At 69.9% G+C, this 26544-nt stretch carries 23 protein-coding genes; 8 read left to right on the top strand and 15 right to left on the bottom strand.

Annotated elements, in window-relative coordinates:
- Nucleotides 1–2: 2 nt before the first annotated feature.
- From B0I29_RS30630 to B0I29_RS46345, 4 genes are all read right to left on the bottom strand, one after another.
- Complete coding sequence (locus B0I29_RS30630) at nt 3–1667, bottom strand: glycoside hydrolase family 43 protein (RefSeq protein ID WP_245972835.1); 1665 nt, start codon at nt 1665–1667, stop codon at nt 3–5.
- 248 nt (nt 1668–1915) lie between these two features.
- On the bottom strand, nt 1916–2572 hold the full coding sequence (locus B0I29_RS30625; RefSeq protein ID WP_111652588.1) for a lysophospholipid acyltransferase family protein: 657 nt from the start codon (nt 2570–2572) through the stop codon (nt 1916–1918).
- Between the two features lie 57 nt (nt 2573–2629).
- On the bottom strand, nt 2630–3436 hold the full coding sequence (locus tag B0I29_RS46350) for an RNA-guided endonuclease InsQ/TnpB family protein (RefSeq protein ID WP_220091436.1): 807 nt from the start codon (nt 3434–3436) through the stop codon (nt 2630–2632).
- Entirely contained in the window at nt 3393–3671 is a 279-nt protein-coding gene (locus tag B0I29_RS46345) for a helix-turn-helix domain-containing protein (RefSeq protein ID WP_220091435.1), read from the bottom strand. Before B0I29_RS46345 ends, B0I29_RS46350 begins: the two co-directional genes overlap by 44 nt.
- 80 nt (nt 3672–3751) lie before the next feature.
- Here B0I29_RS46345 and add point away from each other — a divergent pair, with 80 nt between their 5' ends.
- On the top strand, nt 3752–4687 hold the full coding sequence (gene add, locus B0I29_RS30615) for an adenosine deaminase (RefSeq protein ID WP_111652587.1): 936 nt from the start codon (nt 3752–3754) through the stop codon (nt 4685–4687).
- A gap of 19 nt (nt 4688–4706) precedes the next feature.
- On the opposite strand, the gene B0I29_RS30610 is transcribed toward add, so the two are convergent.
- Nucleotides 4707–5510, bottom strand: a complete 804-nt coding sequence (locus B0I29_RS30610) for an alpha/beta fold hydrolase (RefSeq protein ID WP_111652586.1) — start codon at nt 5508–5510, stop codon at nt 4707–4709.
- A 122-nt stretch (nt 5511–5632) separates the two neighbouring features.
- Between B0I29_RS30610 and B0I29_RS30605 the strand changes: the two genes are divergently transcribed.
- The 3 genes from B0I29_RS30605 to B0I29_RS30595 all read left to right on the top strand — a co-directional run bounded on the left by B0I29_RS30605 (nt 5633) and on the right by B0I29_RS30595 (nt 9166).
- Nucleotides 5633–6859 carry an MFS transporter gene (locus B0I29_RS30605; protein ID WP_111652585.1) on the top strand — a complete coding sequence of 409 codons (1227 nt, stop codon included), beginning with the start codon at nt 5633–5635 and terminating at the stop codon, nt 6857–6859.
- Entirely contained in the window at nt 6856–8424 is a 1569-nt protein-coding gene (locus tag B0I29_RS30600) for an FAD-dependent oxidoreductase (RefSeq protein WP_111652584.1), read from the top strand. The genes B0I29_RS30605 and B0I29_RS30600 overlap by 4 nt, the downstream gene beginning before the upstream one ends.
- Nucleotides 8425–8542: 118 nt before the next feature.
- On the top strand, nt 8543–9166 hold the full coding sequence (locus B0I29_RS30595) for a YitT family protein (RefSeq protein ID WP_111652583.1): 624 nt from the start codon (nt 8543–8545) through the stop codon (nt 9164–9166).
- Here B0I29_RS30595 and B0I29_RS30590 read toward each other — a convergent pair.
- Both B0I29_RS30590 and B0I29_RS30585 read right to left on the bottom strand, forming a co-directional pair.
- Nucleotides 9159–11690 carry an FAD-dependent oxidoreductase gene (locus B0I29_RS30590; protein WP_146616927.1) on the bottom strand — a complete coding sequence of 844 codons (2532 nt, stop codon included), beginning with the start codon at nt 11688–11690 and terminating at the stop codon, nt 9159–9161. The two genes, B0I29_RS30595 and B0I29_RS30590, sit on opposite strands and share 8 nt — an antisense overlap.
- A 101-nt stretch (nt 11691–11791) precedes the next feature.
- Nucleotides 11792–12337: a riboflavin biosynthesis intermediates N-glycosidase gene (locus tag B0I29_RS30585; protein WP_111652581.1), complete on the bottom strand. Its 546-nt coding sequence runs from the start codon at nt 12335–12337 to the stop codon at nt 11792–11794.
- A 152-nt stretch (nt 12338–12489) separates the two neighbouring features.
- On the opposite strand from B0I29_RS30585, the gene pdxR reads away from it, so the two are divergent.
- Both pdxR and B0I29_RS30575 read left to right on the top strand, forming a co-directional pair.
- The gene (pdxR, locus tag B0I29_RS30580; protein ID WP_111652580.1) at nt 12490–14112 is read left to right on the top strand and encodes a MocR-like pyridoxine biosynthesis transcription factor PdxR; all 1623 of its coding nucleotides are present in this window, start codon (nt 12490–12492) and stop codon (nt 14110–14112) included.
- Between the two features lie 1013 nt (nt 14113–15125).
- On the top strand, nt 15126–16004 hold the full coding sequence (locus B0I29_RS30575; protein ID WP_146616926.1) for a hypothetical protein: 879 nt from the start codon (nt 15126–15128) through the stop codon (nt 16002–16004).
- 13 nt (nt 16005–16017) lie between these two features.
- Here the strand turns inward: B0I29_RS30575 and B0I29_RS30570 are convergent, their stop codons facing one another.
- From B0I29_RS30570 to B0I29_RS30555, 4 genes are all read right to left on the bottom strand, one after another.
- On the bottom strand, nt 16018–16911 hold the full coding sequence (locus B0I29_RS30570; protein ID WP_111652578.1) for a hypothetical protein: 894 nt from the start codon (nt 16909–16911) through the stop codon (nt 16018–16020).
- Nucleotides 16901–17815, bottom strand: coding sequence for a hypothetical protein (locus B0I29_RS30565; protein ID WP_111652577.1), 915 nt, complete (start codon nt 17813–17815; stop codon nt 16901–16903). The genes B0I29_RS30570 and B0I29_RS30565 overlap by 11 nt, the downstream gene beginning before the upstream one ends.
- A gap of 109 nt (nt 17816–17924) precedes the next feature.
- The gene (locus tag B0I29_RS30560) at nt 17925–18494 is read right to left on the bottom strand and encodes a hypothetical protein (protein ID WP_146616925.1); all 570 of its coding nucleotides are present in this window, start codon (nt 18492–18494) and stop codon (nt 17925–17927) included.
- Between the two features lie 158 nt (nt 18495–18652).
- A complete protein-coding gene (locus B0I29_RS30555) occupies nt 18653–19765 on the bottom strand; it encodes a lysylphosphatidylglycerol synthase transmembrane domain-containing protein (protein WP_245972833.1) in 1113 nt (370 codons plus the stop codon).
- A 93-nt stretch (nt 19766–19858) separates the two neighbouring features.
- On the opposite strand from B0I29_RS30555, the gene B0I29_RS30550 reads away from it, so the two are divergent.
- On the top strand, nt 19859–20893 hold the full coding sequence (locus B0I29_RS30550; RefSeq protein WP_111652574.1) for a hypothetical protein: 1035 nt from the start codon (nt 19859–19861) through the stop codon (nt 20891–20893).
- An 84-nt stretch (nt 20894–20977) separates the two neighbouring features.
- On the opposite strand, the gene B0I29_RS30545 is transcribed toward B0I29_RS30550, so the two are convergent.
- The 3 genes from B0I29_RS30545 to B0I29_RS30535 form a co-directional block, all read right to left on the bottom strand.
- Nucleotides 20978–21388, bottom strand: coding sequence for a response regulator (locus B0I29_RS30545; RefSeq protein WP_111652655.1), 411 nt, complete (start codon nt 21386–21388; stop codon nt 20978–20980).
- Between the two features lie 84 nt (nt 21389–21472).
- Nucleotides 21473–22579 (bottom strand): FUSC family protein, encoded by a 1107-nt coding sequence (locus tag B0I29_RS30540; RefSeq protein WP_111652573.1) that lies wholly within the window; start codon nt 22577–22579, stop codon nt 21473–21475.
- A gap of 105 nt (nt 22580–22684) precedes the next feature.
- Complete coding sequence (locus B0I29_RS30535) at nt 22685–23497, bottom strand: RNA polymerase sigma factor SigF (RefSeq protein ID WP_111652572.1); 813 nt, start codon at nt 23495–23497, stop codon at nt 22685–22687.
- 138 nt (nt 23498–23635) lie between these two features.
- On the opposite strand from B0I29_RS30535, the gene B0I29_RS30530 reads away from it, so the two are divergent.
- Nucleotides 23636–24094 (top strand): SRPBCC domain-containing protein, encoded by a 459-nt coding sequence (locus B0I29_RS30530; RefSeq protein ID WP_111652571.1) that lies wholly within the window; start codon nt 23636–23638, stop codon nt 24092–24094.
- A 777-nt stretch (nt 24095–24871) separates the two neighbouring features.
- Here the strand turns inward: B0I29_RS30530 and B0I29_RS30525 are convergent.
- The gene (locus B0I29_RS30525; RefSeq protein WP_245972831.1) at nt 24872–26518 is read right to left on the bottom strand and encodes a methyl-accepting chemotaxis protein; all 1647 of its coding nucleotides are present in this window, start codon (nt 26516–26518) and stop codon (nt 24872–24874) included.
- Nucleotides 26519–26544: the final 26 nt, after the last annotated feature.

Raw genomic sequence — 26544 nt, 5'->3', positions numbered from 1 at the left:
TGTCAGCCGGTGCGGTAGACGGCCCGGTCGAAGTCGGCGTGGCAGCCTTGCGCGCCCAGGTCCTGCACCCAGAGCCCGGCGAAGGCGCCGGTGAAGCCCCAGGCCTCGGGCTCGCCGGGCGCCATCGTGGCGGCGTACTCGTCGGACAGGGTGGTGGCGTCGAAGGTCGTGCCGAGCTCGTGCCAGGGGTGCTGGCCGATCCGGTACGCGAAGGTCAGCTCGGGGCCGTCGAACCGGACCCGCAACGCCACCCGGCGTGTCCCGCCCAGCGGTGTACGGGTGCCCGGAACCGCTGTGACACGGCCGCTGTCGCACCGCAGCAGACCGAGCACCGGTGTGCCGTCGTCGTCCGCGGTCATGTGCAGGTAGTACCAGTTGCGGGTGTTGTAGTACGCCGTGACGCCCGCCAGCTGGAGATGATCGCGGGGCTCGAACTCACACGTCGCCTCGAAGACGCACCGCGATGCCGTCACCCGGCGGGCCACCAGGCTCGGCCGGTGCCGGGCCATCGGTGACTGTCCGCCCACGATCCTCAGGTGCGACGGGCGGCTCGACAGGTCGATCCAGTCCGGCGTGGCCGGCCGGCGCAGCGTCGACCAGTCCGGGCCGAGCACCGGCGCGTCGAAGTCGTCGACCTGCTCGGAAGGCGTGGGCAGGGCCGGTGCGGCGTCGCCCGCAGGGGCTTCAACGTGCACGGCCGGCACACCGTCGTGGACACGCGGCCATTCGCCGGTCTCCCAGTCCACCTTCTGCAGGGCGGTCTCGCGTCCGAGCACGCACCGGCGGGACGGCGCGTACGGGCGGGCGACCAGGTGTGCCAGGTACCACTCGCCGGCCGGGGTCCGCACGAGGCTGCCGTGCCCGGCCTTCTGCAGAGCCAGATCCGGGCGTCCGGACGAGGTCAGGAGCGGCCCGGCCGGGTCCGCTTCGTACCCGCCGAGAAGGTGCCGGGACCGGGCCACGGTGACCTGATGGGTCCAGCTGGTGCCACCCTCGGCGGTGAGCAGGTAGTACCAGCCGTCCTTGCGATAGATGTTGGGTGCTTCGGTCAGACCCGCGCCGGTGCCTTCGAAGATCAGATGGGCCGGTCCGGTGAGGCGGCGAACGCCGGCGTCGTAGCGCTGGATCTCGATGCCGGCGAACCGGTTGCGGCCGGGACGCCAGTCGGCGCGCATCGACAACATCCAGGTGGCGCCGTCCTCGTCGTGGAACAGCGACGCGTCGAAGCCACGGCCGTGCAGCACCACCGGGCCGGACCAGGGTCCGGTCACGCTCGGCGCGGTGACCAGGTAGTTCTGCGGATCCCAGTAGCCGCCCGCGAACGTCGCCACGTCGGTGTACAGCAGGTGGAACAGCCCATTGGCGTACGAAAGGTTGGGTGCCCAGATGCCGCAGGAATCGGCGGTCCCGGTGAGGTCGAGCAGCCGCCGTTCGGTCAGCGCGCCGCCGAGCGGCTGCCAGCTGACCAGGTCGGTCGACCGGTGCAGTCGCACTCCCGGGTACCACTCGAACGTCGAGGTGGCGATGAAGTACTCGGATCCGACCCGCAGGATCGACGGGTCCGGATGGAACCCGGGCAGGACCGGGTTCTGGATCATGCGCTGGCCGGTTCCGCCGTCGCCGGGGACGGGGACGACGGTGGAACCGGCGGTCTTGGCGATCGTCATGAAAGACCTTCCGCTGACCGGTGACGGCCATCGAGGTCCGTCACTGCAAGATCGTGGCGTGCCGGTCACCGGCTTGTCAACAACTTCCGGAAACAATACGGAAATGCCGAGCCTGATCCAGTCAGCACGAAACCCAGCATCCGGCCAGCTCTCGGCCGTTTACTGGGCTTCGGTGTCAGCGAATTTCGGCGCAGAAAGCGAAACCTGGCGCGCCGATGGTGCGGTCTACTCCGAAAGTTTCGGAGAGGTCAGGAGCGTCGGCCCGCCGTCGCGATCGGGGCCACCGCGCGGAGTTCCTCGGTCAGGCGTACCGACAGCTGCTGGGCGGTCTCGCCCACCGGGGCCGGCGTCGGCTCGAAGAACGTCACCGTGAGGCGGGGGCGGCGGGGGAAACGGGCGATGTCGACCGTTCCGGTGACCGCCGCGCAGACGATGCGGGCCTCCGGCACCGCCTGGGCGAGGCGTCCGGCGCCGCTGCGGGCGCGCAACTGCTTGCCCTGCGATCGGGTGCCCTCCGGGAAGATCCCGAGGCAGCCCCCGGATTTGAGGCACTCCACCGCGGCGTCGAGCGCGTCCATGTCGGCCTGGCCGCGCCGGACCGGGATCTGGCCCATCCCGTCGAGAACCCACGCGAGCACCGGGTTCTTCCACAGCGACGCCTTCGCGAGAGCCTGGATCTGACGGCGCTTGCGGACCGCGCACGCGATCACCACCGGGTCCCACGCGCTGTCGTGGTTGGCCGGGACGATCGTCGCGCCGTGCGTCGGCACGTTCTCCGCCCCGACCACCTCCACGCGGCCCCACCAGCGGACGATCGGCACCGCTGCCGCCATCACCGCGCGATAGACCGGCGAGATCCGGGCGGCATCGGTCGTTCCGGCGGCGGCGGAACTGTTGCGGTCCATGACTCACTCCCAGTGTTCGATGCCCAGGCGGCAGGCGATGTTATCGTGGCGTCGTGATCACGACGTGCTGCCTACGCCCCCGGCGTCGCACGTCCGTGTTCGGTGATCACTCGTACCGCAAGGATTTCTACCATTGACATCCTCGCCGTTCTGAGGGACGGCGATTGCCTCGCTGCTGCGCGTGGACCGCACGGCACTGAGGCTGGTTACCGTTTCATCGCGCGGTGCCCGGACGAGTCCTGGTCTTACCTGCGCTCCGCGGTCGTTTGAGTTGTCCGCCTGCCCGGCGGCCAATACATTTCTGGCGGCGTTGACGTCCCGGTCGTGGTGGCTACCACATGGACACTGCCACGCCCGCACGTTCAGTGCCATCTTGTCGCCGACACGACCGCAGTCGGAGCACATCCGGGTGGAGGGAAGGAACCGGTCGACCCGAGCAAAGACGCGCCCGTAACGCGCCGCCTTGTATTCCAGCATGGCGGTGAAGCTGGCCCAGCCCGCATCGTGCACGGACTTAGCCAGCCAGGTGCGGCCAAGACCGGCAATGCACAGGTCCTCGACGTACACCGCTTGGTTGTCGCGGATGATCGTCGTGGAGAGCTTGTGCTGCCAGTCCCGCCGGGTATCGGCCACCTTGGCATGGGCCTTGGCGACTTTGATGACGGCTTTCTTGCGCCGGTTCGATCCTGGGGACTTGCGAGACAGGCTCTGCTGCAACCGTTTGAGCTTGTGAGCTGTCCGGCGCAGGAATTTCGGGGCAGTCACCTTCGTGCCGTCGGAGAGGACCACGTAGTGGGTCAGTCCCAGGTCGATCCCGACCTCAGATGCGACCGTGGGCATTTTCTCGTCCTCGGTCGTCTGCACGACGAACGACGCGAAATACCTCGCCCAGCCATGATCGCTGCTCGGTCGCCTTGGCCTGCGTGATGACCTGCTTCGACAGTGCGCCGTCGGATATGTATGTCTCGCCGCGCTCTCGGGCGGCCTGCCGAGCGCGAAGCCCGTCGTTGAAAACCACCCTGGCGCACCCGAATGCCTGTGCCAGCGCGGTGCGCTGGCTGGCGTCCGGGTAGATCCGGTAGTTATACCGCAACTGCACACTGGACAGCGTGTCATGCGACCACCATGAAGTCGAGACTGTTCTTACCGCTTCTGTTACTCGATACTCAAGGACGACCTGTGCTCATCGATCTTCACCGCCACCTCGAGGGCACCCTCCGGGTGGCGACCACTCTGGAACTCGCCCACCGCGACGGTCATCCGCTCGCCTCCGCCGCCGACCCCGAGGACCTGCTGGTCGCGCGGGGGCCGCTCGGTGGCCTGCTGCCGTACCTCGACAAGGTCGACGCGGCGCCCTCGGCCTTCCCGCGCCTCGACGACTGGGTGCGCGCGGCCCGCGAGTGCGTGCAGGACGCCGCGGACGACGGCCTCGACTATCTGGAGATCCGCTTCAGCCCGTGGTTCATCAACCAGGAGACCGGCCTCGCGCCCGAGGCGGTCATCGACGCGGTCGCCGAGGGCGCCCGCTCCGCGAGCGACACCCCGATGCGGGTCGGGCTCATCGGCATCCTCCTGCGCGATCTCGGGCCAGAGCAGGGGTACGCGCAAATGAGCACCCTCCTGAGCAGGAAGAACGTCCTGTGTGGCGTCGACATCGCCGGTAATGAGGCGGGTGTGCCGGCCGCCGAGTTCGCCGGCCCGTTCCGGCAGGCCCGCGACGCCGGGTTGCGGATCACCGCACACGCCGGTGAAGCGGCCGGCCCGGCCAGTGTCTGGGACGCCGTGCGGCACCTGGGCGCCGAGCGCATCGGCCACGGTGTGCGTGCCGTGGAGGACCCGGCGCTGCTGGACCACCTGGCGTCGCACCGGATCCCCCTGGAAGTGAGCCTGACCAGCAACCTGCACACCAGCACCGCACCGAGTTACGCCGAACACCCGGTGAAACGCCTGGTGGACGCGGGCGTGCCGGTGGCCCTGTCGACGGACGACCCGAGAACGTCGGCGATCACCCTGTCCGGCGAATACGCAGTGGCCGCACCCCAGGCCGGCCTCACCCCGGCCGACCTGGACCGCATCCGCTCCGATGCCCGGCAGGCAGCGTTCGCCTGGGACTGAGCCCGCCGCGCCCACCTCGTCAGCGGGCGGTCTCGCGCACCGCCCGCTCGATGAACGCCACCGTGGTGTCGGGCTGAGAAACGAAGACCAGATGCGAGGCCCCGCGCACCACCTGGATCTTCGCGCCGGCCCGCTTCGCCATGAACTCCTGCGCGGCCGGCGGGATGATTCTGTCGGCGCCGGAGATCAGGTCGTAGCTCGGGATGTCGTGCCAGGCCTGCGGTGCCGACGCCGGTTCGCCGAGCGCCGCCCCGGTCGCCGGGCGCTGGGCGATCGCGTACAGGGCGGCGTCGCGGGCCGGCAGGTCGCCGGCGAAGTTGGGGTGGAACACCGCCGGGTTGATGTAGAGGTCGACCTGGCCGTCCGGCAGCGGCACCGGCTTCAGCGACGTGCCGACGGTGCTGCCCGGGAACTTGCCGGCCAGCTGCTCGGCGGACTCCCCGGTCTCCGGGACGAACGCGGCCAGGTAGACCAGGGCCTTCACGTTCGCGTTCCCGGTCGCCGCGGTGGAGATCACCGCACCGCCGTACGAGTGCCCGACCAGCACGATCGGGCCGCTGATGCTGTCCAGCAGCGCGCGTACCTGGGTGGCGTCGTGGGTGAGCCCGCGCAGCGGGTTCGGCGCGGACACCACCGGGTACCCGCCGGCGAGCAGCCGTTTCGCGACGGCGTTGAAGCCGCTGCTGTCCGCGAACGCGCCGTGCACCAGCACGATTGTTGGTTTCGGTCCGGGCCGGCCACCGGCCTCGGCGGCCGGCATGGTGAAAAGGCCGATGGCGGCGACAGCGGCGAACGCCGCCGTGGTCTTGATGGCTCGCAACATTTCCTCAGATCCCCTCGTCGGCTTGTCGGACGCCGACGCTAGGAGCCGCTTGTGGACGGCCACTGGACCGCGATCACGAGCGAAGGAAGAAGCGGTTCACTGCCGGGCCGCAGGATCCGGGGATGCATCAGCATGCCTACGCACCCCAGTGCGCCGCCGAGGAGAGCCGGCACCGCACCACCGGAATCCGGAACCCGAGACTGACGCTGCTCGCCCTGGCGCTCGGCACGTTCGCGATCGGCACCGGCGAGTTCGGCAGCAACGGCATCATCCAGCTGTTCTCCGCCGACCTCGGCGTGTCCCTGCCGGTCGCCACTCATGCGATCACCGCGTACGCGTTCGGCGTGGTCATCGGCTCGCCGGCGATCACTCTGCTCGCGGCTCGGGTGAATCGGCGTACCCTGCTCCTGGGTTTGATCGTGCTCTTTCTGGCCGGAAACGGCCTGTCAGCGGTGGCTCCCAGCATCGAGTCGCTGGTGGTTTTCCGGTTTGTCGCGGGCTGTGTGCAGGGCGCGTTCTTCGGCGCCGGCGCGGTCGTGGCGGCCTATGTGTACGGTCCGGGGCGCGGCGGCAAGGCGTTCGCGACAGTGATGGGCGGGCTGACCGTGGCCACCATCGTCGGCTCGCCGCTCGGCACGTTCATCGGCCAGAACGCGGGCTGGCGGGCGATGTACTGGACGGTCGTGGTGATCGGGGTCGCCGCCGGACTCGCGTTGGTAGCGTGGCTGCCGCGGACCGATGATCTGCGCGGCGGCTCGGTCGCCGGTGAGCTGAGCGCGCTGCGCCGCGGTGGCGTGTGGCTGATGGTCGCGGTCGCGGCGCTCGGCATCTCCAGCATCTTCGCGGTCTACACGTTCATCGGCCCGTTCGTCACCGACGCGGCCGGCCGGGACGCCGCGCTGATTCCGATCGCGCTGGCCGTTTTCGGTCTCGGCATGGCCGCCGGCAACTATCTCGGCGGCCGGGTCGCCGACCGGCACCCGCACCGGGGCCTGATTCACGGGTACGCCGGCGTCCTGGTCCTGCTGGTGCTGATCGGCGTGGCCGGGGAGAACCTGGTCGTGCTGTTCCCGTGCCTGTTCGGCGTCGGCGCCACGATGATGTACGCGATCCCCACGATCCAGGTCCGGCTGACCGGTTTCGCCCCGGACGCGCCGACGCTGATGGGCGCACTCAACCTGGCAGCGCTGAACCTGGCGAACTCGCTCGGCGCGATCGGTGGTGCGTTCACCATCGACGCCGGCTGGGGCCCGCTGTCCACGGTCTGGGCGGGATTCGTGCTCACCGCGGCGGGCCTTCTGCTGTACGTCGTGACGGTCGCCCGCCGTGCTGTTCCGGTGCGGGCATGAGCAGGCCGCCGAGCGGGCCCTCGCTGGACGCCGGCCAGTTCCGGCGGCTGGCGGTTTACGGCACGGCCGAGACCGTGGTGGCCGGTGAGGATCTCTTCGCGGCCGGCGACGACTCCTACGACTTCTTCCTGCTCGGGACCGCGAGCGTCGACATCGTCCTGGACTCGGTGGTGATCTACCAGGGTGTCCCGGGAGACTTCCTCGGCGAGCTCAGCCTGCTGACCGGCCAGAACGTCTATTTGACCGCCCGGGTCGTCGCCCCGGGCACGGTGATCCGGATCGAGGACGGCCCGCTGCGCCGGGCGCTGGCCGAGCAGGTGGACATCGCCGACGTGCTGATCGAGGCGTTCCGGGTGCGGCGTGACGTCATCCGTACCGCGGCCGGCGCCGCGCTGGAGATGATCGGCCGGGACGGCGACGCCGCCTCGGCGGCGCTGCGGACCTACGCTGGCCAGCTGCTGCTGCCGCACTCGTGGGTGGACGCCGCCTCCGCACCGGGACTCGCGCTGATGCGGTCGGCCGGGCTCGGCGACGGTGACCTGCCGGCCGCGCTGGTCCGGGGCACGGTGCTGCGCCGCGCCACCCCGGGAACGGTCGCCGACGCGATCGGCCTCACCTACCGGACCGGCGGCCCACCGGCTGACCTGGTCGTCGTCGGTGCCGGACCGGCCGGGCTGGCCGCCGCCGTCTACGCCGCGTCCGAAGGCCTGAACACCGTGCTGCTGGACCGCGCCGGCATCGGCGGGCAGGCCGCGAAGAGCGCCCGGATCGAGAACTACCTCGGCTTCCCGCAGGGCATCAGCGGCGAGGACCTGGCCCGGCTCGCGATGGTCCAGGCCCTGAAGTTCGGCGTGCGGATCTATGCGCCGTGCGCGGTCACCGGCCTCGACCTGGCCGAACCGCGCCGGCCCGCGGTGCTGCTGGCCGACGGCTCGCGCATCCCGGCGGCCGCGGTGATCGCCGCGACCGGCGCCGGCTATCGCCGGCTGAACATCGACGGCTGGTCGCGCTTCGAGAGTTCCGGTTGCATCCGGTACGCGGCCAGCGAGCTCGACGTCCGAGGGTACGAGAACCAGCCGGTCACCGTCGTCGGCGGCGCGAATTCGGCGGGGCAGGCGGCGTTGTCGCTGGCGGCGCGGGGTGCGTTCGTGGATCTGATCATCCGGGGGAGTGATCTGGGTGCGCGGATGTCGTCCTATCTGACCGACCGGATCCGGGCGCATCCGGGGATTCGGTTGCATGTGGGGACGGCGGTGTGCGAGCTGGCGGGTGATGAGTTGCTCACGTCGATCGTGGTGGAGCGGCCCCGCTCGGCCCGGGAACGCCTCGATTGCCGGGCGCTCTTCTGCTTCATCGGCGCCGACCCGGTCTCCGACTGGCTGACCGGTGTCGACAAGGACCCGGACGGGTTCGTACCCACCCCGGGACCTCTGCCGTACCAGACCAGCGCCCCGGCCGTCTTCGCTGTCGGCGACTTGCGATCAGGCTCGACGAAGCGGGTGGCCACCGCGGTCGGCGAGGGCGCGGCCGCTGTTTCGTCGGTGCACGCGGTTATTGCGGGCTGATGACGAGAATGCTCTTTCGCTGACGCGTACCCAAGCTGTTGATCTTTGGGCTGGACAGATTGTCCAGTCAGAAGACATCACATAGCGCAGATCGCGCGCCCGCCTTGATCATTATCGGGTGACAACGGAAACCCTTCACCAGCCGACGACCCTGCGCCACACCCCGGTGGAGGACGCGGTCGGCATCGTCACCGGGGCGTTCCTGGCGTCGTTCGGCCTGTTCCTGCTGAAGTCCGGCGGCATCGCGACCGGCGGCACCGCCGGGCTCGGCCTGCTCATCGAACAGGCCACCGGATGGCCCCTGGCCGCCGTGTTCGTCGTGGTGAACGTGCCGTTCGTGCTGCTGGCGATCACCCGGCGCGGATGGTCGTTCACGGTCCGCTCGGCCGCCGGGATCGGTCTGGTCTCGCTGTTCTCCCTGCTGCACCCGGCGATGATGTCACTGGTCCAGCTGACCCTGGTCTACGCCACCATCGCCGGCAACCTGGCGACCGGTATCGGCATCCTGATCATTTTCCGCCATGGCGCGAGTCTCGGCGGCTTCAACGTGATCGCCCTGATCAGCCAGGACCGGTGGGGCTGGCGCGCCGGGTACGTCCAGATGGCCCTCGACGGCGTCGTCATTCTGCTGTCGCTGCTCGTGCTGCCGATCGGCGCCGCGCTGCTGTCCGCGGCGGGCGCCGTCGTCCTCAACATGGTCCTGGCGATGAACCACCGCCCGGGCCGATATAGCGTCAGCTGAGCGTCACCGTCAGATCCTCGGTCGGCAGGGTCTGGCAGGCCAGTCGCCACCCGGCGGCCAGCTCCTCGGTGGAGAACATGCCACGCGGATCGGTCTCGTAGGCGCCCGCGACGATCCGCACCCGGCACGTGCCGCAGGCACCCTCACCGCACGACTGCGGGAACGGCTCGCCGGCGGCGTTGGCGGCGTCGAGCACGGTCTGCCCCGGCGAACAGGGGAAAGTCGTGTCGTCGTCGCGGATGTTGAACCGGGTCACACCCGCTTTCTCGGCGGCCAGAGCGATGACGTGCGCGCGTTCCCGGCGGGTCTCCCGGCTGCGTCCGGACACAAACGCCTCGGTGTGCACGGCATCGCGGGGGACACCGAGGCTGGTCAGATGCCCGATGACGTCCTGCATCATCGCGGCCGGGCCGCAAAGGTGAACCCTGGTGACATCTTGGTAGGCGCGCAATGCCTCCAGATCGATGCGGCTGCCGTGTCCCACTTGGGAGAGGAAGTAGACGACCTCCAAACCCGGCAACCGGCCCTGGAGCTGCTTCAACTCACCCCGGAACGGGATCTCCTCCTCGGTCCGGCAACCGGCCAGCAGCACGATGCGTCCGGTGTGGCCGGCGTCCGCGGCAGCGGCCAGGACACTCATCAGGGGCGTGATGCCGATGCCGCCGGCGATCAGCAGCAGCGTTCCGTCTTCGTGTTCCCACACGAATTCGCCGACCGGGCCGGTCACCCGCAACGCCTGGCCCGGCTCCAGCTCGTCGTGCAGGAACGTGGAGCCGAGACCGTCCGGCTCCCGCTTCACCGCGATCTCGACATGGTCCGTGACACCCGGCCCGCTGGAGATCGAATAGGAGCGTTCGATCGGTTCGACCGCCACCGGCAGGTCGATCTTCAGGTACTGCCCGGCGCGGAACGTGAACGGGATCGGCCCGCCGCCCATCGCCGCGAGCCGGATCCGGCGGATCGACGGGGTCAGTTCCTCGACGGCGGCGACCGTCAGATAACCCTGCCACTCACCGTCCTTGTGTGGCAGCGGCTTCGGCGATGCCTTCTGCAGGGCGCGCCACATCGCGCCGACCTGCCTGCCCGGGAGCACCACGTTCGCGGCCATCAATCCGCCGGACAGCGCGCCCACCACCCCCGTGCCCCACGCGTCCTGGCCTGCGACAACCAACCCCTTCACTTCGGTACGCGGACCGGCCACCGTCGATCGCAACCGTTCCGGAGTCGCCGCCAGCCCGTAGAAGGAACCGAGAACACTGCGCTGGTACGTCTCGAACGACAGCGGTGTGGCGAGCTCGGCGAACGCGATCATCTCCCGGATGCCGGGCCACTGTTTGTCGAGACGGGCGATCAGACGTTCGGTCAGCTCCTCCTTGAGCCTGCGGTACTCCTCCGGCCGCTGCTCCGGGTCGGTGCCCCGCCACCGGTCGAAGGTGGACGGGTCGACAAGTTCGAGGATCTCCACGGTGTGGTGGCGGGCAGCCGGGTTGTTCAGCGAGGCGAACGAGACGTACACGGTGTGGCCGTCATCGATGAGCCAGTGGTTCTCACCCCGGGGGCCCAGCTCCGCCGGTGACCGGTTCAGCCCGAGGAACAGCATCACCGCGGACGGCTCGGAGGGCAGGCCGGGCTGCTCCCGCCCGAGCATCGCGTAGGTGTTGCGTACCCCGGCCGCCGACACCACCGTCGGCGCGTTCACCCGATAGCGGCGGCCGGTGGCGGTGTCCTCGACGTCGACGCCGGTCACCCGGTTGTTCTCCGTGCGGATCGCGGTGACCTGCTGCCGGGCCCGTACCTCGACACCGAGCCGCCCGAGGATTTCCAGAACGATCCGGTTCACCTCGTGCGGGCCACCGACCGGATGCGCGGTGCCCTCCAGGAAGAACGTCGTCGGCACCGCGGCGTGATAACCGAACGCGCTCCGCTCCGGCGGGGTGCCGTAGAGGCCCCAGCGCGCGGCCAGGATCGCCCGCAGCCGCGGGTCCCGGATGCTGCGTTCGAGCTGGTCCCGCGAGGTGCGATAGGTAGCGGGAGAGAGCAGTTCGGCGGCGGCGAACCCGAGCCGGCGTACCGGCGCGGAGAACGAGGAGAAGATGTTGCGAGCGACCAGACCGACCGTGGCCCGCCGGACCGTACGGAAGTAGCGGTCGATGGCGCGAGCTTCGGCGGGGAACCGCTCCTTGAGGCGGGCGGCGTACTGTTCCCGCCCGGCCGGCACGGCGAAGTCGAAATCCGGGAAGTGCAGCAGGTCGTAGTCGTCCGGCAGCGGCTGAAGCTGCACCCGCCCGTCGGTCATGAAGTTCAGGAACGGCCCGGCGTTGGCGGCGATGTAATGCAGCCCGGTCCCGAACCGGAACCGCCCCTCCCGCGAGAACTCGTGAGTCATCCCGCCGAGCGTGTAGTGCTGCTCCAGCACCACCACCCGCCGCCCGCCGAACTGCGCCAGCATCCGCGCCGCGGCCAGCCCACCCATCCCCGACCCGATGACGACGACGTCGGCCTCTTCCACTGCGTTCGATGTCACGCCAGCAAGCTAGGCAACCCCACTGCACAGCGACTGGACTCTCTCTGAATCGCTGTCCGGAGTGAGCGGCGAGGAACGGCGACAGGGCCTCGGCCGGAGGCCTATCCGAGCCGGTCGCGGACCTCCATGAGGGCGAAACCCAGCAGGTTCAGGCCACGCCACCGGCGCGGGTCGGCGGCGCGTTCGTCGTCGCGGCCCAGGCCGATGCCCCAGATCCGGTCCATCGGGCTGGCCTCGACCAGCACCCGCCCGCCGGTGCCGAGCAGATAGGTGCCGAGCGCCGGATGCTGGGTGAACTTGGCGAGGTTGCCGTCCACCACGATCGCGAACCGGTGCTCGTTCCAGGTCTGCTGATCAAATCCGGTCGCCCGCCCGCCGAGGTCCTTCGCCGCCTTCGGGTGCGGCGCGGCCAGGATCCGCTCGGCCGTGGCCTCGTCGCCGAACAGCGTCGCCTTGCGCCACATCATGTAGTGCTCGGCGGTCGAGAACCGCCGCCCGTCCACGCTGAACGACTCCGCCGACCACTGACTCAGACACCCGGCACCGACACTGCCGTCCCGCTCCGGCTGATGCCCCCAGAAATAGAGGTACTTGAGCTTCGTATCGATCGTCAGCAGTTCAGTGACGCTGCGGGGTGTCGCGGACATGCCCGCGAGTGTGCCTCATCGGCCTCCAGAACCGCCTCCGATATCTTTCGTCCCTGCTCCCGGACAGGTGCGCAGTCAGGCCGATGGCCATCGCGAGATGCTTCATGCCTTCACCGTAGGAATCATCTGGACCATCGATATAGTCCAGTCGCATGGCGGATCAGTGGGCCAGAACCGGCTGGGATCTTCACCTGCGCATCGACCGGGAGCACGGCCGGCGCCACGGGCTCGAACAGGCCCTGCGCGAGGCGGTACGCAGTGGACGGCTCGCGCCCGGTGACCGGCTGCCCTCGTCGCGGGCTCTGGCCCAGGAGCTCGGCTTCGCGCGGGGAACCGTCACCCAGGTCTACGAGCAGCTCGCCGCCGAGGGATATCTGACCGCCCGACCGCGATCCGGCATGCTGGTCGCGCCCCGGCACGGTCCGGCGCCCCGTCCGGAGCTGCCGCCCACCGGGCCGTTCCGGCCGCCGGTGCCCGGGTTCGACCTGCGGCCCGGGCTGCCGGATCTGTCGATGTTCCCGCGCCGCGAGTGGCTGGCCGCGACCCGGCACGTGCTGCAGACCATGCCGAATGACGCGCTGGCCTACGGCGACCCCACCGGATCGCGGGAACTGCGCGCCGCCCTCGCCGACTATCTCGGCCGGGCCCGGGGTGTGATCACCGCACCGTCGAACATCATCGTGTGCGCCGGGTACACGCACGCCCTGCGCCTGATCCTGATGGTGGCCGGGCAGACGGTGGCCTTCGAGGATCCGACGCTGCTCGACTACCCGGCTCTCGCCGGACACCTGGGCCACCGGGTTCGCCGGGTGCCCGTCGACGCCGATGGCCTGGTCGTCGACGACCTCGGCGATGCGGCGGCCGTCGTGCTCACCCCGGCGCATCAGTTCCCGCTCGGGGTCACCCTCGGCCCGCAGCGGCGGGTCCAGCTGCTCGACTGGGCGCGGCGTACCGGCGCCGTCGTCGTCGAGGACGACTACGACGGGGAGTTCCGGTACGACCGGCAGCCCGTCGGCGCTCTGCAGGGCCTCGCGCCCGAGCACGTCGTCTACACCGGAACGGTCAGCAAGACGGTGGCGCCGGCGCTGCGCATCGCCTGGATCGCCGCTCCGACCGCGCTGGTGCCGGCGTTGCGCGAGGCGATGCGGTACGACGAGGCCTACGTCAACGTGATCGATCAGCTGGCCCTGGCCCACATGATCCGCCGCGGCGATCTCGACCGGCACCTGCGGCGCTGCCGTCTCCGGTACCGCAAACGCCGCGACCACCTCGGCCACGCGGTGGCGGCGCGCCTGCCCGGCGCCCGGCTCTCGGGGATCGCCGCCGGCCTGCACGCGGTCCTGCACCTGCCGGCCTCAACAGGCACCGAGAGCGAGATCCTGGCACACCTCTCCGACCGCGGCATCGCCGTAGACGGCCTCAGCCGCTTCTATTCCCGCCCCCAGGACTCGCCACTGGGCATCGTCGTCGGCTACGCCACGCCGCCGCAGCACGCCTACGACAGCGCGATCGACACCCTGACCAGCACCCTCGCCCCCCGCGAGCCCGAACGGCTAGCCGCCAGCCCGCCAGCCCGCCAGCCCGCCAGCCCGCCAGCCCGCCAGCCCGCCAGCTCCGCGACCCGCCGCGCCGACCGCCGCGCCGCGCCGCGCCGCGCGCAGGGCCGTTTCGCAAGAGCCCGCGTCCTTGATCCCGCGTGCGGAACTGCCAATGTAAGTACGTCCGGAGTCACTCCCATTCAGGTGCGGAATGTGGAGGCGGCGTCAATTTATTAGCCGGGTGGACCGCGTTTCTGAATGCGCTGTTTTCGGTGCTGATTCTGCTGGCGGTTAGTTGTGGTGCTGGGCCGTGATGCGCGTGTCTCGGGATGCCCGCTCTGGTAGGTGGGCCGGGTGGGTCCGAGGTTTTGTCGCACGGGCAGTTTCAGAGTGCCGGGGTTCGGGGTTCGCCGGTGGCTGGCCGTAGTCCGGTCTCGGCGGTGCGGGCTTCCGGGTGCCGGGCGGTGTTGACCTCGCCGGCCTGGGCTCCTCGCTCGGCGCGAGCGCGCGGCGGGACGTGGCATGCCGAGCGTCGATGTCGGATCGGCGGTCTTCGCCTCGGATAGAGGATCGCGGACGGTCTGGTCAGGATCGTCGTGGCCTGGGCCTTCGCCCGCCGCAGGCACATTGTCGGGCCTGGCCGGTGCTGGCCCGGGTGTCACCAGCGGTGCTGGCCCGGGTGTCATCAACGGTGCTGGCCCGGGTGTCATCAACGGGGCTGGCCCGGGCGTCACCATTGGTGTCGGCCCGGGCGTCACCGTTGGGGCCGTCGTGGGCGACACGCCCTGGTCTGTCTTGCTACGTGGCGTTTCGGCGGGAGGCCCTGGTGGACAAGCATCGCCGACGGGTGAAGGGAGCCCGGAAATCGCCGCGGGAGCGCTGTTGCCCTGGTCTCGTAACTGGTGCAGTCGCCGGGCGTGCCGTTGTGTGAGACCCCAGGACCGGTGCCGCTCGTGCTCCCGCCGGAACTCCTCGGCCGATGCCGAATAATTGCGGCGCAGCGTCCGATCCCGGAGATGCCTGGTCGGGAACAAGGAAAGCTGCTGCGCCATGCCTCCATTGTCCGCGGCCTCGCCGGTATCACCGACGGCATTTGCCCGATCTTCACATTAAGAAATGTTGTGGAATAAACGCGATGATCGCGAACCTGCGCACACCGAAAGCTTTCAAGAATGACAATACCGAGTCGCCTCTTCCGCCGGCACGGTGAGGCGACGTATCCGGCGCGCGCTCTGGTTCGTTGACCCGTCGTGAAGTCTCGGCTGGTGGCGGTGGTGTCGTGGATTCTGGTGCTTGCTGGTGGGAGCGCGCCTGCGGCGCCGCCCCGGGGTGCGGGGGAGTCGCGGTTTGACCTGGTGGCCGCGGCTGCGCGTCTTGACGCTCTGCACATCAGCATCGCCGGCGACCTGGCGGAGTTGCGGGCCACGCAGCTGCTGAACTATCACCGTGTCGAAGGCGGCACCGCGGAGTGCATGCGTGCTCACGGCCGTCCCTACAACAAGCTGCCGTACGCCGATTTCTATCGCGATTTCACCGACGCTGATCTTGGTTACGGCAATGGCCGGGCGACGATCGTCGACTCCTTGACCGCGGGTACCCGCCGGTTTGAGCTGAACGAGTACGCGGGGGTGCATCTGCGGCAGGCGGGTGTCACCGATGACGTGCCGGTCAGGCCCGAGGACGTGGGTGTCCTCAACGGATGCAGGAGCCCGTACGAGTACCGGTCATATCTCGATGTCGATCCGCCTGCCGGCGCCTATGAGCTCGCCGCCTTCGAGGACATGCTGGCGCCGGTCTATCGGGACCGGACGGTCGTCGACGCCTGGCGAGGGTACGACGATTGCATGAGGAGCCGCCACGGCTATGACGTCGGCGACGACCGCTCGGACTTCCTGTTCGCGTGGAGGTTCGAGGGCGTACCGGACAGCCCGGAATGGCGGCGCGGGCTGGCCGAGATGAAGGCGATCTTCGCTGCCGACGTGGACTGCCGGCGCCCCGCGTACACCGCTGCGATGCGGCTGGTCGACCAGCGACTCGACGCCTGGAAAGAGAAGCACCGTTCGGAGTTGCTCGCCATCCGGCGTGAGTGGCGAAACCGGGTGGCGGCGGCCGCGAAGCTGCCCCGATAGCGGCCACCGGCGTTCAGGGGAGCAGCTGGACGCGGATCTCGTCGTCGAAGGGGAGGACGAGGGTCTTACTGGTGGCTGTCCACGGCGCCGGGACCAGGTACAGGCGGCCGTCGGCTTCGATGAGCAGGCGCAGGCCGGTGTAGCGATACGTGAAGCCCTCGTTGGTGAGTGGGGTTTCGGTCACGCCGGCCGGGGGTTCGGTCAGGCGTTCCTTCGTGTCGATGATCAGTTCCGGACGGCTGGCCAGGTTGCCGGCTTCCTCGTACGCGCGGCCGGTGCCGAAGGCCCAGGCGAAGCTGTTCGCGGCCCAGAACAGGCCGACCACCAGCAGGCCGGCCACCGCGGCCAGGGCCACCAGGCGGACCTGACGCATCGGTGGGCTGGCGTGCCAGGTCAGCAGGCGGGAGCCGGGGGCGGCCTGGCGGTGCACGACGCGCCAGCCGATCCAGGTGCCGTACGCCAGCAGCAGGGGACCCAGTGCCAGGGCCAGGGGTGTCGTGCCGGGCGTCTCCACGCGGGAGACCTCGACGTTGAACAGGCCGATCAGCGCGCGGCCGATCGCCAGGACGCCGAGGGTGACGACGACAGCGGCGAACACCAGGGTCTCCCGGTCGCGCTGCGGTGCGGAGAGCAGCCAGGTGACGACGCCGTGCATCAGGGCGCCGGCCAGCAGCGCCAGGAAGATCATCGCGGCCGGGAAGTAGACCACCTCGAGGCCGGACATCACCAGGTCCTGGTTCGACAGGCCGGTCATGTCGAGGTAGACGCCGAAGTATTCGAGGCGGGCGCGCGTACCGATGTAGCCGAAGTAAAGCAGGAGCGCGGTGACCAGGGTGACCGGCGCGACGATGTTCGCGAGTTCCCGGGCGTGCGTGAGGAACCCGGTGGGCTGCGGCTCAGCCGCCATTGGGGGAGGGGCTCGGGGGTTCCTCGTCCACGAGGAGGGATCGGGTACGCCCCGGATCGGTCCACGTGACCTCGACCGGCGCCGCCGCCGACGGCGCGAACCGGGCCGGCAGCGACGCGCACGGCTGGCCGGTGCGGGAGGTGCAGGTGGCCCGCAGCGTCAGCTGGAGGGTGCCGGTGTAGAGCACGGCTTTCAGGCCGCCGTCCGATTCCGGTGGGCCGCCGGGACGCACGCCCACGCCGGAGTCGCAGCCGGTGCCGCCGGGCTGCAGCGTCGCGCCGTCGCAGGAGCGGAACGAGTGGCCGAGCAGGTCCGGGTCCTGGCAGCGTTCGCTCTCGCTCGCGATCATGAACGCGGGGCCGTCCGGCACATCGGCGCCGACGACGCGGACGGGCTGGTCGAATCCGGTGTTGGTGAAGGTGAGGCAGCGGTCGTCGTTCGGCACCGAGTTGTCGAGGCGGACACCGCCGACGGTGATGGTGGCGCGTTCCGGCTTGGGCGGGTTGACCGGCGACGGGGACTGCCCGGGTGCGGCGGGAGTCTGTCCTGGTGACGTGCCTGGTGACGTGCCGATGGTGGTGCCCGGAGCCGCGCCCGCAGTGGAGCCCGGCGCTGAGCCTGGGGAGTGGCTCGTGGACGTGCCGGGGGATGCGCTGGTGCCGGGAGCGGTTCCCGGGCCGGCGCTTCCGGCGCTTCCGACGGGTGCGGCGGTTCCGGCAGGCCCGCCGGGTTCTCCGGGTTCGCCGCTTGATGCGGCGGCGGATCCGAGGACCGCCGCGGCCGACGGCGAGGAGATCGCGACGCCGGTCGTGGACGACATCCGCAGCAGGTAGGTCACCCCGCCGGTGAGCAGCAGCACCGGCAGAGCGGCCAATGCCACGATCTTGAGCTGGGGGCGCCACATGGGACGGGGTTCCCTCCGGGTGGGAGCGCCGGTGTGGCGCGAGGCACCCGGCATCCTGCGCGCGGTGCGGCCGGAGGACAAGCCGTGAGTCAGCGGACCGACAGTTCACTCACCTACTTGAATGAGTCTCCGGTGAGGGCTGCTGTTCCCGCACGAAGACGGTGCGTTCCCGGCCGCCGTCGGTCCAGGAGACCTCGATCGGTGCGGTCACCGTCGGCGAGAAGCTGTCGTCCAGCGATGAGCACGGCGGGCCTTCGCGGGATGTGCAGGTGGCCTCAAGGGTGAGCCGGATCGTCGCGTCGCGCTGGACGGCGTCCGGACCGCTGGCCTCCGGCGGGCCGTCCGGATCGAGTCCGATGCCGGTGTCACAGCCGGGGCCGCCGGGCTCCAGCACCGCGTCGTCGCAGGACCGGAACGGATGCGGGAGCAGGCTGGGGATCCGGCATTCGCTGTCGTCGACCACGATGTAGTCCGGCCCGTCGGTGACCACGACGCCGGCGGCACGCACCGGCTGATTCAATGCGGTGTTCAGGAACGTCACGCAGGTGTTGCTGCTCGGGATGCTGTTGTCGAGCCGGACACCACCCACGGAGATGGTGGCGTGTTTCGGCAACGGCGGCCGCGGCGAGGCCGTTGGGGAGCTGGTCGAGCTGAGTCGCTCGGTCTCGGTCGGCGTCACCGGCGCGGGGACGGGAACCGTGTCCGGGCCGGAACCGGAACCCGGGCCAGGATTCGAGCCCGGGTCCGTGCCGGGACCCGAGCCGGGATCGGTGGCCGGTCGGCTGGCGACGATGTGGCTCGACTCAAGCTCCGCCGGGGACAAGGGGTGAGTCGCCGTCACGACACCTGGGCGCGGGCCGCCAGGTAGATGCGGTGGCGGCGCCGCATGATCAGCCAGGAGATCCAGCCGACGCCGATGATGAAGCCGAAGCTGATGATCCGGTAGAGGACCACCGCGGCGATCGCCGTCGAGGTGGCGATCCCGCCCGTGACCAGGCCGAGGATCAGCGCGCTGTCGATGATGCCGAGGCCGCCGGGGATGATCGTCACCGTTCCGGCTGCCATCCCGGCGCAGAACGCGAGCAGCAGCTGGGTGGCGTTGATCTCCTCGTTGCTGACGGCGCGGACGCACATCCACAGGCAGACGGCGTCGAGGCCCCAGTTCAGGACGGCGAAGACGGCGGCCGCGAGTCCTCGGCCCGGGGTCAGGCGGGCGGCGCCGAGCTGGCCGACGAAACTCCGTACGTGGTCGAGGCCCGCCTCGGCGGGGCGGCGGCGGAGGCGGTTGACCAGGGACAGGATCGCGCGGGCTGCCGGGTCGAGTACGGACGGGTTGCGGCTGACCCGCTGGGCGCCGACGACCAGGAGCACGATCACGGCGGCCAGCGCCGTCAGGCCGTACCAATGGGGTGTGCCGTCGGAGGCGAGCGCGCCGCCTGCGGTGACCACCGCGAGGGCCGTCGTGGAAAGGATGCCGGACAGGGCGATGCACCAGGAGGCGACGGCCGGGGTGGCGCCGAAGCGGCGCATCTGCTGGTAGTTGAAGCTGGTGGAGAACGCCGGGCCGCCGGGCAGGGTCTCGTTGAGGGAGTGCGCGGCGTACGCGAGGGCGACGCTGCGGTACAGCGGCACGCGCAGGCCGGCCGAGCGCAGCAGGGTGTGCTGCATGCGGGCGTACATGCCCATGGCCATCAGCTCGGCGACGACCGCGCCGGCGAGCCAGCGCGGGTCCGGGGCCTTGAGCTGGCCGACGGCGGAGGAGAGCGACGGCCAGCCGATGACCAGCTCGACGGCGAACAGGACGATCACCGCGAGCACCGCACCGCGCCGGAACCAGCGGCGGCGGCCGGTGGCGCGGCCGGCGGGGCGTGGAGTGTCGAGCGACGCGGTCACGACATGTGTTTCGGCGCGAGAAGCCATCGCCTGATCTTTCGTCGCTGCTCGGGGCATGTCTCGAATCTAAAGCGAACGTTCATTCTTGACAAGTCGCGCCAAGCCTGTGCACAGTTTAAAACGAACAGTCGTTCTCTTAGGGAGTTCATCATGGTCTCACAGGCCCCGCTCACCGACGACGCGTCGGTCTCGTCGCCCTGGTCGGTCGTGACCCGGGCCGTCGTCCTGCTCACACTGATCATCAGTGTGCTGCTGACCGCGTTCGCCTGGCCGTCCGTGCGGTCGTCGGTGCACGACGTGCCGATCGCGATCGCCGGTCCCGCCGCCGCGGTCCAGCAGGTCAGCGCCGCACTGTCGCAGCGGCTGCCGGACGCGTTCGACATCACCGTGGTGGCGGACACCGCGGCCGCCGAGCAGCTGATCCGCGACCGCGAGGTGTACGGCGCGATCGACGTCAGCACCGGCACACCGCAGGTCCTGACCGCCTCGGCGGCCGGCGTGGCGATCGCGCAGACCCTGCAGGGTGTCGGCACCGCGCTGAGCCAGGCACAGGCGGACGGCGTCGCCCCGGCCGTCGCGGTCCGGGACATCGTCAGCCTGCCCGCCGACGACCCGCGCGGCGCCGGCCTCGCCGCCGGCGCGTTGCCGCTGGTCATCGGTGGCATGCTCGCCGCCGTCCTGCTCACCCGGCTGGTCCGGGGCAGCGCCCGCCGGGTCGTCGGGGCGCTGGCCTTCGCGGTCACCGGTGGCCTGGCGATGGCGGCGATCCTGCAGTTCTGGTTCGGGTCGATCGACGGTACGTACCTCGCGAACGCCGGTGCCATCGCGCTGACCGTGGCGGCGACGTCGCTGACGATCCTGGGCCTGGAGTCGCTGTTCGGGTACGTCGGGTTCGGCGTCGGCGCGGCCACCATGATGCTGGTCGGCAACCCGCTGTCCGGCAGCGCGTCGGCGCCGGAGATGCTGCCCGGCTGGTCCGGTGCCCTCGGCCAGCTGCTGCCGCCGGGTGCCGGGGGCCAGTTGCTGCGGTCGACAGCGTTCTTCGACGGCAACGGCGCCGCCCACTCGATCATCGTGCTGGCGGGGTGGGTCATTGCCGGGCTGGTGCTGTGCGTGATCGGAGCTCAGCGGGTCCGCCGGACCGCGGCGCCTGTCGCCGAGCAGCCGGTTCTCGCCACGGTCTGACCGGAACAGACCAGAAAACGCTGATGGCCGGGCTCCAGGAGCCCGGCCATCGCTGTGCTTCGTGCGTACCCAAGAAAGTGGCTCTTAGGGCAGGACCGCGATGTCGCCGTAGAAACGGTTGATCTGGCGGACCGCGTTCTCGAAGGCCTCGAGCTCCAGCGGCTTCGTGACGAAGGCGTTGGCGTGGTGGTTGTAGCTGGCCATCACGTCGAGCTCGGCCTGCGAGGTGGTCAGGACCACGACCGGGATCGTCTTGAGGTCCGCGTCGTTCTTGATCTCGGCGAGGACCTCGCGGCCGCCCATCCGCGGCATGTTGAGGTCGAGCAGGATCAGGTCGGGGCGCTTCGTGCCCGCGCCACGGAGGTATTCGAGGGCCTGGACGCCGTCCGCGACACGGTGGATCACCGGAGCCATCGGGCTCGCCTCTAGGGCCTCTTCGATGATCAGGCTATCGGCGTCGTCATCGTCGACGATGAGAACCGACAGCGTCCGAATAGCAGGCACCAGGGCCGTCCTTCCTTGAAACAGTTGTATGAGGGCAACAGTATGCCCTGGGCAAATCCCAGTAAACAGGCAGGCCTAATCGTGACCCCATCCGAAGGCCTCATCCACCCTGCTGAGGACGTCGGCGTCATCCTGGCCCACGCCGCGCAGCAGATCGACGGCTGCCGTCCGGATCTGGCCGATGACGAGAGTGAGCGTCGGCGACGGGCCTGATTCGAGAAGCTTCCCGGCGATCCGGACCGCGTCCAGGGCATCGGCGTCGGCCTGCCCGGCGTGCCGGTCCGGATCGCCGCCGGTCAGATCGGTGGCGAGGGATTCCCCGGCCGCGCGGACCGCGTCGCTCAGCGCCTCGATCGCGCGCCGCAGGTCGGGCGGCGTGACGGTGTTCAGCCGGATCGCCGCCGCCGCGTGGCGGGCCAGCATCCCGACGTTGCGGACCACGTGGTCGAGCTGGTGCGCGGTCTGCTCGACGTCGCGCAGCTGGTCGAGCCGCCTGCGGCGGCGGATGCGCAATCTCACCGTCTCGGCGGCGGCTTCCACTTCGGTACGCAGATGGTCCGCACAGTCGTGCAGCCGATGCGCCCGTTCGAGCACGTCCTCGGCGGCCGGCTCGTCGCTGGTCTCCAGCGCGTCGTTGAGGTCACCGAGCAGATCAGCCACGTCGGCGTACGTCTGCCGGGCCGTGGCCACCAGCGGCGCGAGCGGCCGGCGTGCCACGGTGAGCTGACTCGCCGCGATCGCGATCGCGCCGCCGATCAGCGCGTCGATGAACCGGAACGGGATCAACTGGCCCTGCGGTGCCGCGACGACGACCAGGTAGAGCGCGGACAGCGAGGCCTGGCCGACGAGGGTGCTGCTCGCGCCGGCCACGATCATCGGGCCGATGGTGAGCAGCAGGACGATGAAGAGCGTGAGCGCGCCGGGACCGAGGGCGAGGACGGTGAGCTCGGCGATCAGGATCCCGGCTGCCACGCCGAGGACGATCTCGGTGGTCTGGCGAAGCCGGCGGCCCCGGGACTCGCCGAGGACGACGAGGACGGCGGTCGGGGCGAAGATCGGGTCGGGGTGGCCGATGACGTCGGCGGCCAGGAGCCAGGCGACGGTGGCGGCGCCGGCGGTGATCAGGGCAGGCCGGCCGCCGCGGCGTAATCGTTCCCAGGCGGCGTCTATCCAGTATTTCATGGTTGTTGATCTACCCGAACGAGAAGTTGATCAATCCATGTGCGACAAAGGCGCCATCCCGGTGGGGATGGCGCCTTTGTCAGTTTTTTTTACGATTTACTTTTATCAGGCCACCGAGTCGAGCTCGCGACGCAGCTTCGTCAGCGCCCGGGTGAGCAGCCGCGACACGTGCATCTGCGAGACACCGACCTGCTCGGCGATCTGCGTCTGGGTGAGGTTGCCGTAGAAGCGCAGGCTGACGATCTTCTGCTCGCGCTCGTCCAGGCGGGCCAGCGCCGGGCCCAGCGCGACACGCAGCTCGGCGACCTCGAACTCGGCGTCCAGGCCACCGAGGGTCTCGCCCAGCTCGGTGCCGCTGTCCGCCACCGGGGTGGAGAGGCTTGTCGAGTTGTACGCCCGGGCGCCCTCAAGACCCTCGAGAACCTCGTCCTCGGTGATCTTCAGGTGCTCGGCGATGTCGGTGACCGTGGGGGAGCGGCCCAGCGTGTGGCTCAGCGAGCTGTTCGCCGCCGTGATCGCCAGGCGCAGCTCCTGCAGGCGGCGCGGTACGCGTACCGACCAGGTCTTGTCCCGGAAGTGCCGCTTCAGCTCGCCGACGATCGTCGGGATCGCGAAGCCGGCGAAGTCCACGCCGCGGTCCGGCTCGAACCGGTCGGTCGCCTTGATCAGACCGACGATGGCAACCTGGTAGAGGTCGTCGCGGGGCTCGCCCCGGTTCGCGTACCGGTTGGACAGGTGCCGGGCGAGCGGCAGCCAGGCCTCGATGGCCCGGTCCCGCAGAGCGGCGCGCGAAGGGTGTCCGGCGGGCAGGGCCGCCATCGCGTTGATCAGTTCGCTGGCACGGTCGGTGCTCGCGGAGGAGTCGACAGCTTTTGTCGGCGCCTCGACGACGGCAGCGGTTTCAACGGCGACGGTCATGCTCGTCTCCTCGTAGTTCGGCTTCGTCGCGGGGCGGGAGTGACGGTGCCCCGTGATCGTGGCTCCCCTACTGCCCAGCCACAGTGGTACCGCAAACCACTCATTCGAGTGATCGCGACCACAACTATCCTGACGTCCATGTACTCGACGCAGGTGTCTCGTCGTATCAGTGCCCCGCGGGCGTCGATCTACTCCGCCCTTCTTTCGGCGGACGCGATCGCCCGCTGGCGGGTCCCGGTCGGGATGACGAGTGTGGTCCACGAATTCGACGCGCGGGAGGGCGGTGCTTTCCGAGTGTCGCTCACTTACGATTTTTCCGACGGTGTCGGGAAATCTGGTTTTTCAACGGACACATACCGCGGGCACTTTGTCAGGCTTGTGCCCGACGAGCAGGTGGTCGAGACCCTGGAGTTCGAAACCGGCGACGAATCGATGCGCGGCATCATGACGATCACCACGACCCTGGTGGACGCGGGCGCTGACACCGAGGTGACCATGCTCCACGAGGGCGTCCCCGACGCCATCCCGCCCGCCGACAACGAGGCCGGCACCCGGATGGCCCTCGACAACCTGGCAACCCTCACCGAGTCACCCTGAGCGGTTCCGCTCACGCTCCTTTCCGGGGTACGCCTCGCCGGCCCCTTTCTGGGGTACGCCTCGACAGGGCCGACGCGGGTTGCGGGCGCCGGATCGTGGCTGGCCGGCACTGACGGCTGCCTCGCGATCACTGAAACAACCGCAACAGCCAGCCGACCAAGGTCGAACCGAGGCGACCGCGGCGACCACGGCGACCGAGGCAACCGGGAGCGGATCTCTCCTCAAGATCTAGGCGAGCTGCGCCCACAGCGCGACTGCTGGTCGACTAGCTATCGACGCCGGCTGGTAGCGGCCGACCGCGTGCCTCCCGCAGCGCGGGTTGTAGCCACGTCAAGCGAGATCGCTGCCCGCCCGGCTCGCGCTCGTGGTCGTGCGAGGGCCGAGAATGCGACCCCAAGCGCGAACCGGTCACGGTCGGCTTGTGCTTGTGGTCGTGCAGGGGGCGGAAACGCGACCGCAAGCGCGAGCCGGTCAGGGGCGGCTTGTGCTTACGGTCGTGGGCCGCTAAGTCGGACCTCACGTCGACGCGGGCGGGTGGCTCCCTGCGTGCGTGTCGACTTTCGGTTCGTTCGGCGCCTGAATTCGACACGGTTCCGGCGATGGCACGTGTGTGTCGAGTTCGGGTGCGGAGCCGACATGTCCGGAGCCGACCGGTGCGGAGCCGACATGTCCGGAGCCGACCGGTGCGGAGCTGGCAGGTCCGGAGCTGACATGTGCGGAGCCGGCATGTGCGGAGCCGACCCGAAGCCGGCACGCTGCCTCGGAGCGGCCGCGTAATTACACGCGGAACTGGGAGACCACCGTCTGGAGCTCCGCCGCGATGCCCGCCAGCTCGGTTGCTGTCTCGTTGGCCTCGTCCAGGGCTGCCGTCGTCGTCTGTGCCGCCGTGGCCACCCCGTCGATGTTGCCCGCGATCGCTGATGTGCCCTGGGCCGCGTCGCCGACGCTGCGGGCCATCTCGCCCGTCGTCGCCGTCTGCTCCTCGACCGCCGACGCGATCGTCGTCTGGTAATCGCTGATCCGGGCGATGATCGACGAGATCTCGCCGATCGCGGCCACCGCGTTCGAACTGTCCGCTTGGATCGCCTCGACCCGCCGGGCGATGTCCTCGGTGGCCCGGGCCGTCTCCTGGGCCAGGTCCTTCACCTCGGACGCGACGACCGCGAAGCCCTTGCCCATCTCGCCGGCCCGAGCGGCCTCGATCGTCGCGTTCAGGGCGAGCAGGTTCGTCTGCTCGGCGATCGCGGTGATCGTCTTGATGACGTTGCCGATCTCGGCGCTCGACGTGCCCAGCTGCGACACCGTCGCGTTGGCGCTGTCGGCGACACCGACGGCCTCGCTGGCGACCCGGGCCGCCTCGGAGGCGTTCGACGCGATCTCGCGGATCGACGCGCCCATCTGCTCGCTGCCGGCCGCGACGGTCTGCACGTTCAGGGACACGTCGCCGGCGGCGATCGTTGCCACGTTCGCCTGGGTGGCGGCGTCCTGTGCGGACTGTCCGATGCGTTCGGTGGCCCGGCTGAGCCGTCCGGTGCTGGTGCCGAGCGTCTGTGAGCTCGTGGTGAGCCGGCCGACCATGGCGCGCAGGCTGTCACGGGCGGTGTTCACGGCGACGGCCATGGCGCCGAGTTCGTCACGGGCGTGCACCTCGGCGCCGACGGTCAGATCACCGCGGGCGACGGCGGCGAGCGACCGGGAGACACTGCCGAGCTGCCGGCCGATGAGCCGGGAGATGAACGTGCCAAGTGTGAGGGCGAGCACCAGGCCGACGATCAGGAAGCCGATCACCTGGTTACGGGCGGACTTGTACGCGTCCTCCGCGTGAGTCGCCATGGCTGTCGATTCGGCGTCCTCGGCCTCCTGGAGGGCAACGATCGACGTTTTCAGATCGGACTGGGTCTGGACCCAGAGTGGGACGACCTGGTCGGCGGCCGGCGGGTCGAACCCGGTCGCGGTCTCCTGGAACAGCGCGTAGTTCCGCAGGTTCTGGAAGTAGGCGAACGTCTCCGCCACGTCCGCGGCGGCGGCTTCCCGGCTCGCCGAGTTGGTCGCCAGTTTCTGGTACGCCACGATGGCGGCGGTCGTCGCCTCGTCGGTCGTGGTCACGGCCTCGCGAGTGTCGTCGGTCCGCTGCGCCGCCGGTGTCACCGCCCAGACGAACAGGGACGAGAACCCGTCGCCGGCCGCACCCCGCAGCGTGCTCAACGCGAGGCTGCTGTCGACGTGCTGCGTCTTCATCGCCTTGATGTCGTCGTTGAGGGTGGACAGCCGGGTCAGCCCGACGACACCGACGACTGCGGCGACCACGGCGCAGCACAGCACCGCGGCATAGATCTTCGTACCCACGCGGAAGTCGGCCAGCGCTCCGGTCAACCCGTTGCGCCGTGCCGTGACCTCCACCTTCGCGCTCGGCCCACTGTTCACATAATCATGATCGGCAGGAAGAACCG

This window comes from Actinoplanes lutulentus (assembly GCF_003259845.1).
GTDB classification, from domain to species: domain Bacteria; phylum Actinomycetota; class Actinomycetes; order Mycobacteriales; family Micromonosporaceae; genus Actinoplanes; species Actinoplanes lutulentus.
Note: the sequence above shows the minus strand (reverse complement) of the source record. Positions and strands in the feature narration are given on the sequence as shown.

Bases quoted from the DNA above. Each gene is read 5' to 3' on its own strand.
- B0I29_RS30630 (WP_245972835.1), bottom strand. From the start codon at position 1,667: ATGACGATCGCCAAGACCGCCGGTTCCACCGTCGTCCCCGTCCCCGGC.
- B0I29_RS30600 (WP_111652584.1), top strand. From the start codon at position 6,856: ATGAGCAGGCCGCCGAGCGGGCCCTCGCTGGACGCCGGCCAGTTCCGG.
- B0I29_RS30540 (WP_111652573.1), bottom strand. From the start codon at position 22,579: ATGAAATACTGGATAGACGCCGCCTGGGAACGATTACGCCGCGGCGGC.
- B0I29_RS30605 (WP_111652585.1), top strand. From the start codon at position 5,633: ATGCATCAGCATGCCTACGCACCCCAGTGCGCCGCCGAGGAGAGCCGG.
- B0I29_RS30570 (WP_111652578.1), bottom strand. From the start codon at position 16,911: ATGGCGGCTGAGCCGCAGCCCACCGGGTTCCTCACGCACGCCCGGGAA.
- B0I29_RS30535 (WP_111652572.1), bottom strand. From the start codon at position 23,497: ATGACCGTCGCCGTTGAAACCGCTGCCGTCGTCGAGGCGCCGACAAAA.
- B0I29_RS30550 (WP_111652574.1), top strand. From the start codon at position 19,859: ATGGTCTCACAGGCCCCGCTCACCGACGACGCGTCGGTCTCGTCGCCC.
- B0I29_RS30625 (WP_111652588.1), bottom strand. From the start codon at position 2,572: ATGGACCGCAACAGTTCCGCCGCCGCCGGAACGACCGATGCCGCCCGG.
- B0I29_RS30555 (WP_245972833.1), bottom strand. From the start codon at position 19,765: ATGCCCCGAGCAGCGACGAAAGATCAGGCGATGGCTTCTCGCGCCGAA.
- B0I29_RS30585 (WP_111652581.1), bottom strand. From the start codon at position 12,337: ATGTCCGCGACACCCCGCAGCGTCACTGAACTGCTGACGATCGATACG.
- B0I29_RS30565 (WP_111652577.1), bottom strand. From the start codon at position 17,815: ATGTGGCGCCCCCAGCTCAAGATCGTGGCATTGGCCGCTCTGCCGGTG.
- B0I29_RS30530 (WP_111652571.1), top strand. From the start codon at position 23,636: ATGTACTCGACGCAGGTGTCTCGTCGTATCAGTGCCCCGCGGGCGTCG.
- pdxR (WP_111652580.1), top strand. From the start codon at position 12,490: ATGGCGGATCAGTGGGCCAGAACCGGCTGGGATCTTCACCTGCGCATC.
- B0I29_RS30610 (WP_111652586.1), bottom strand. From the start codon at position 5,510: ATGTTGCGAGCCATCAAGACCACGGCGGCGTTCGCCGCTGTCGCCGCC.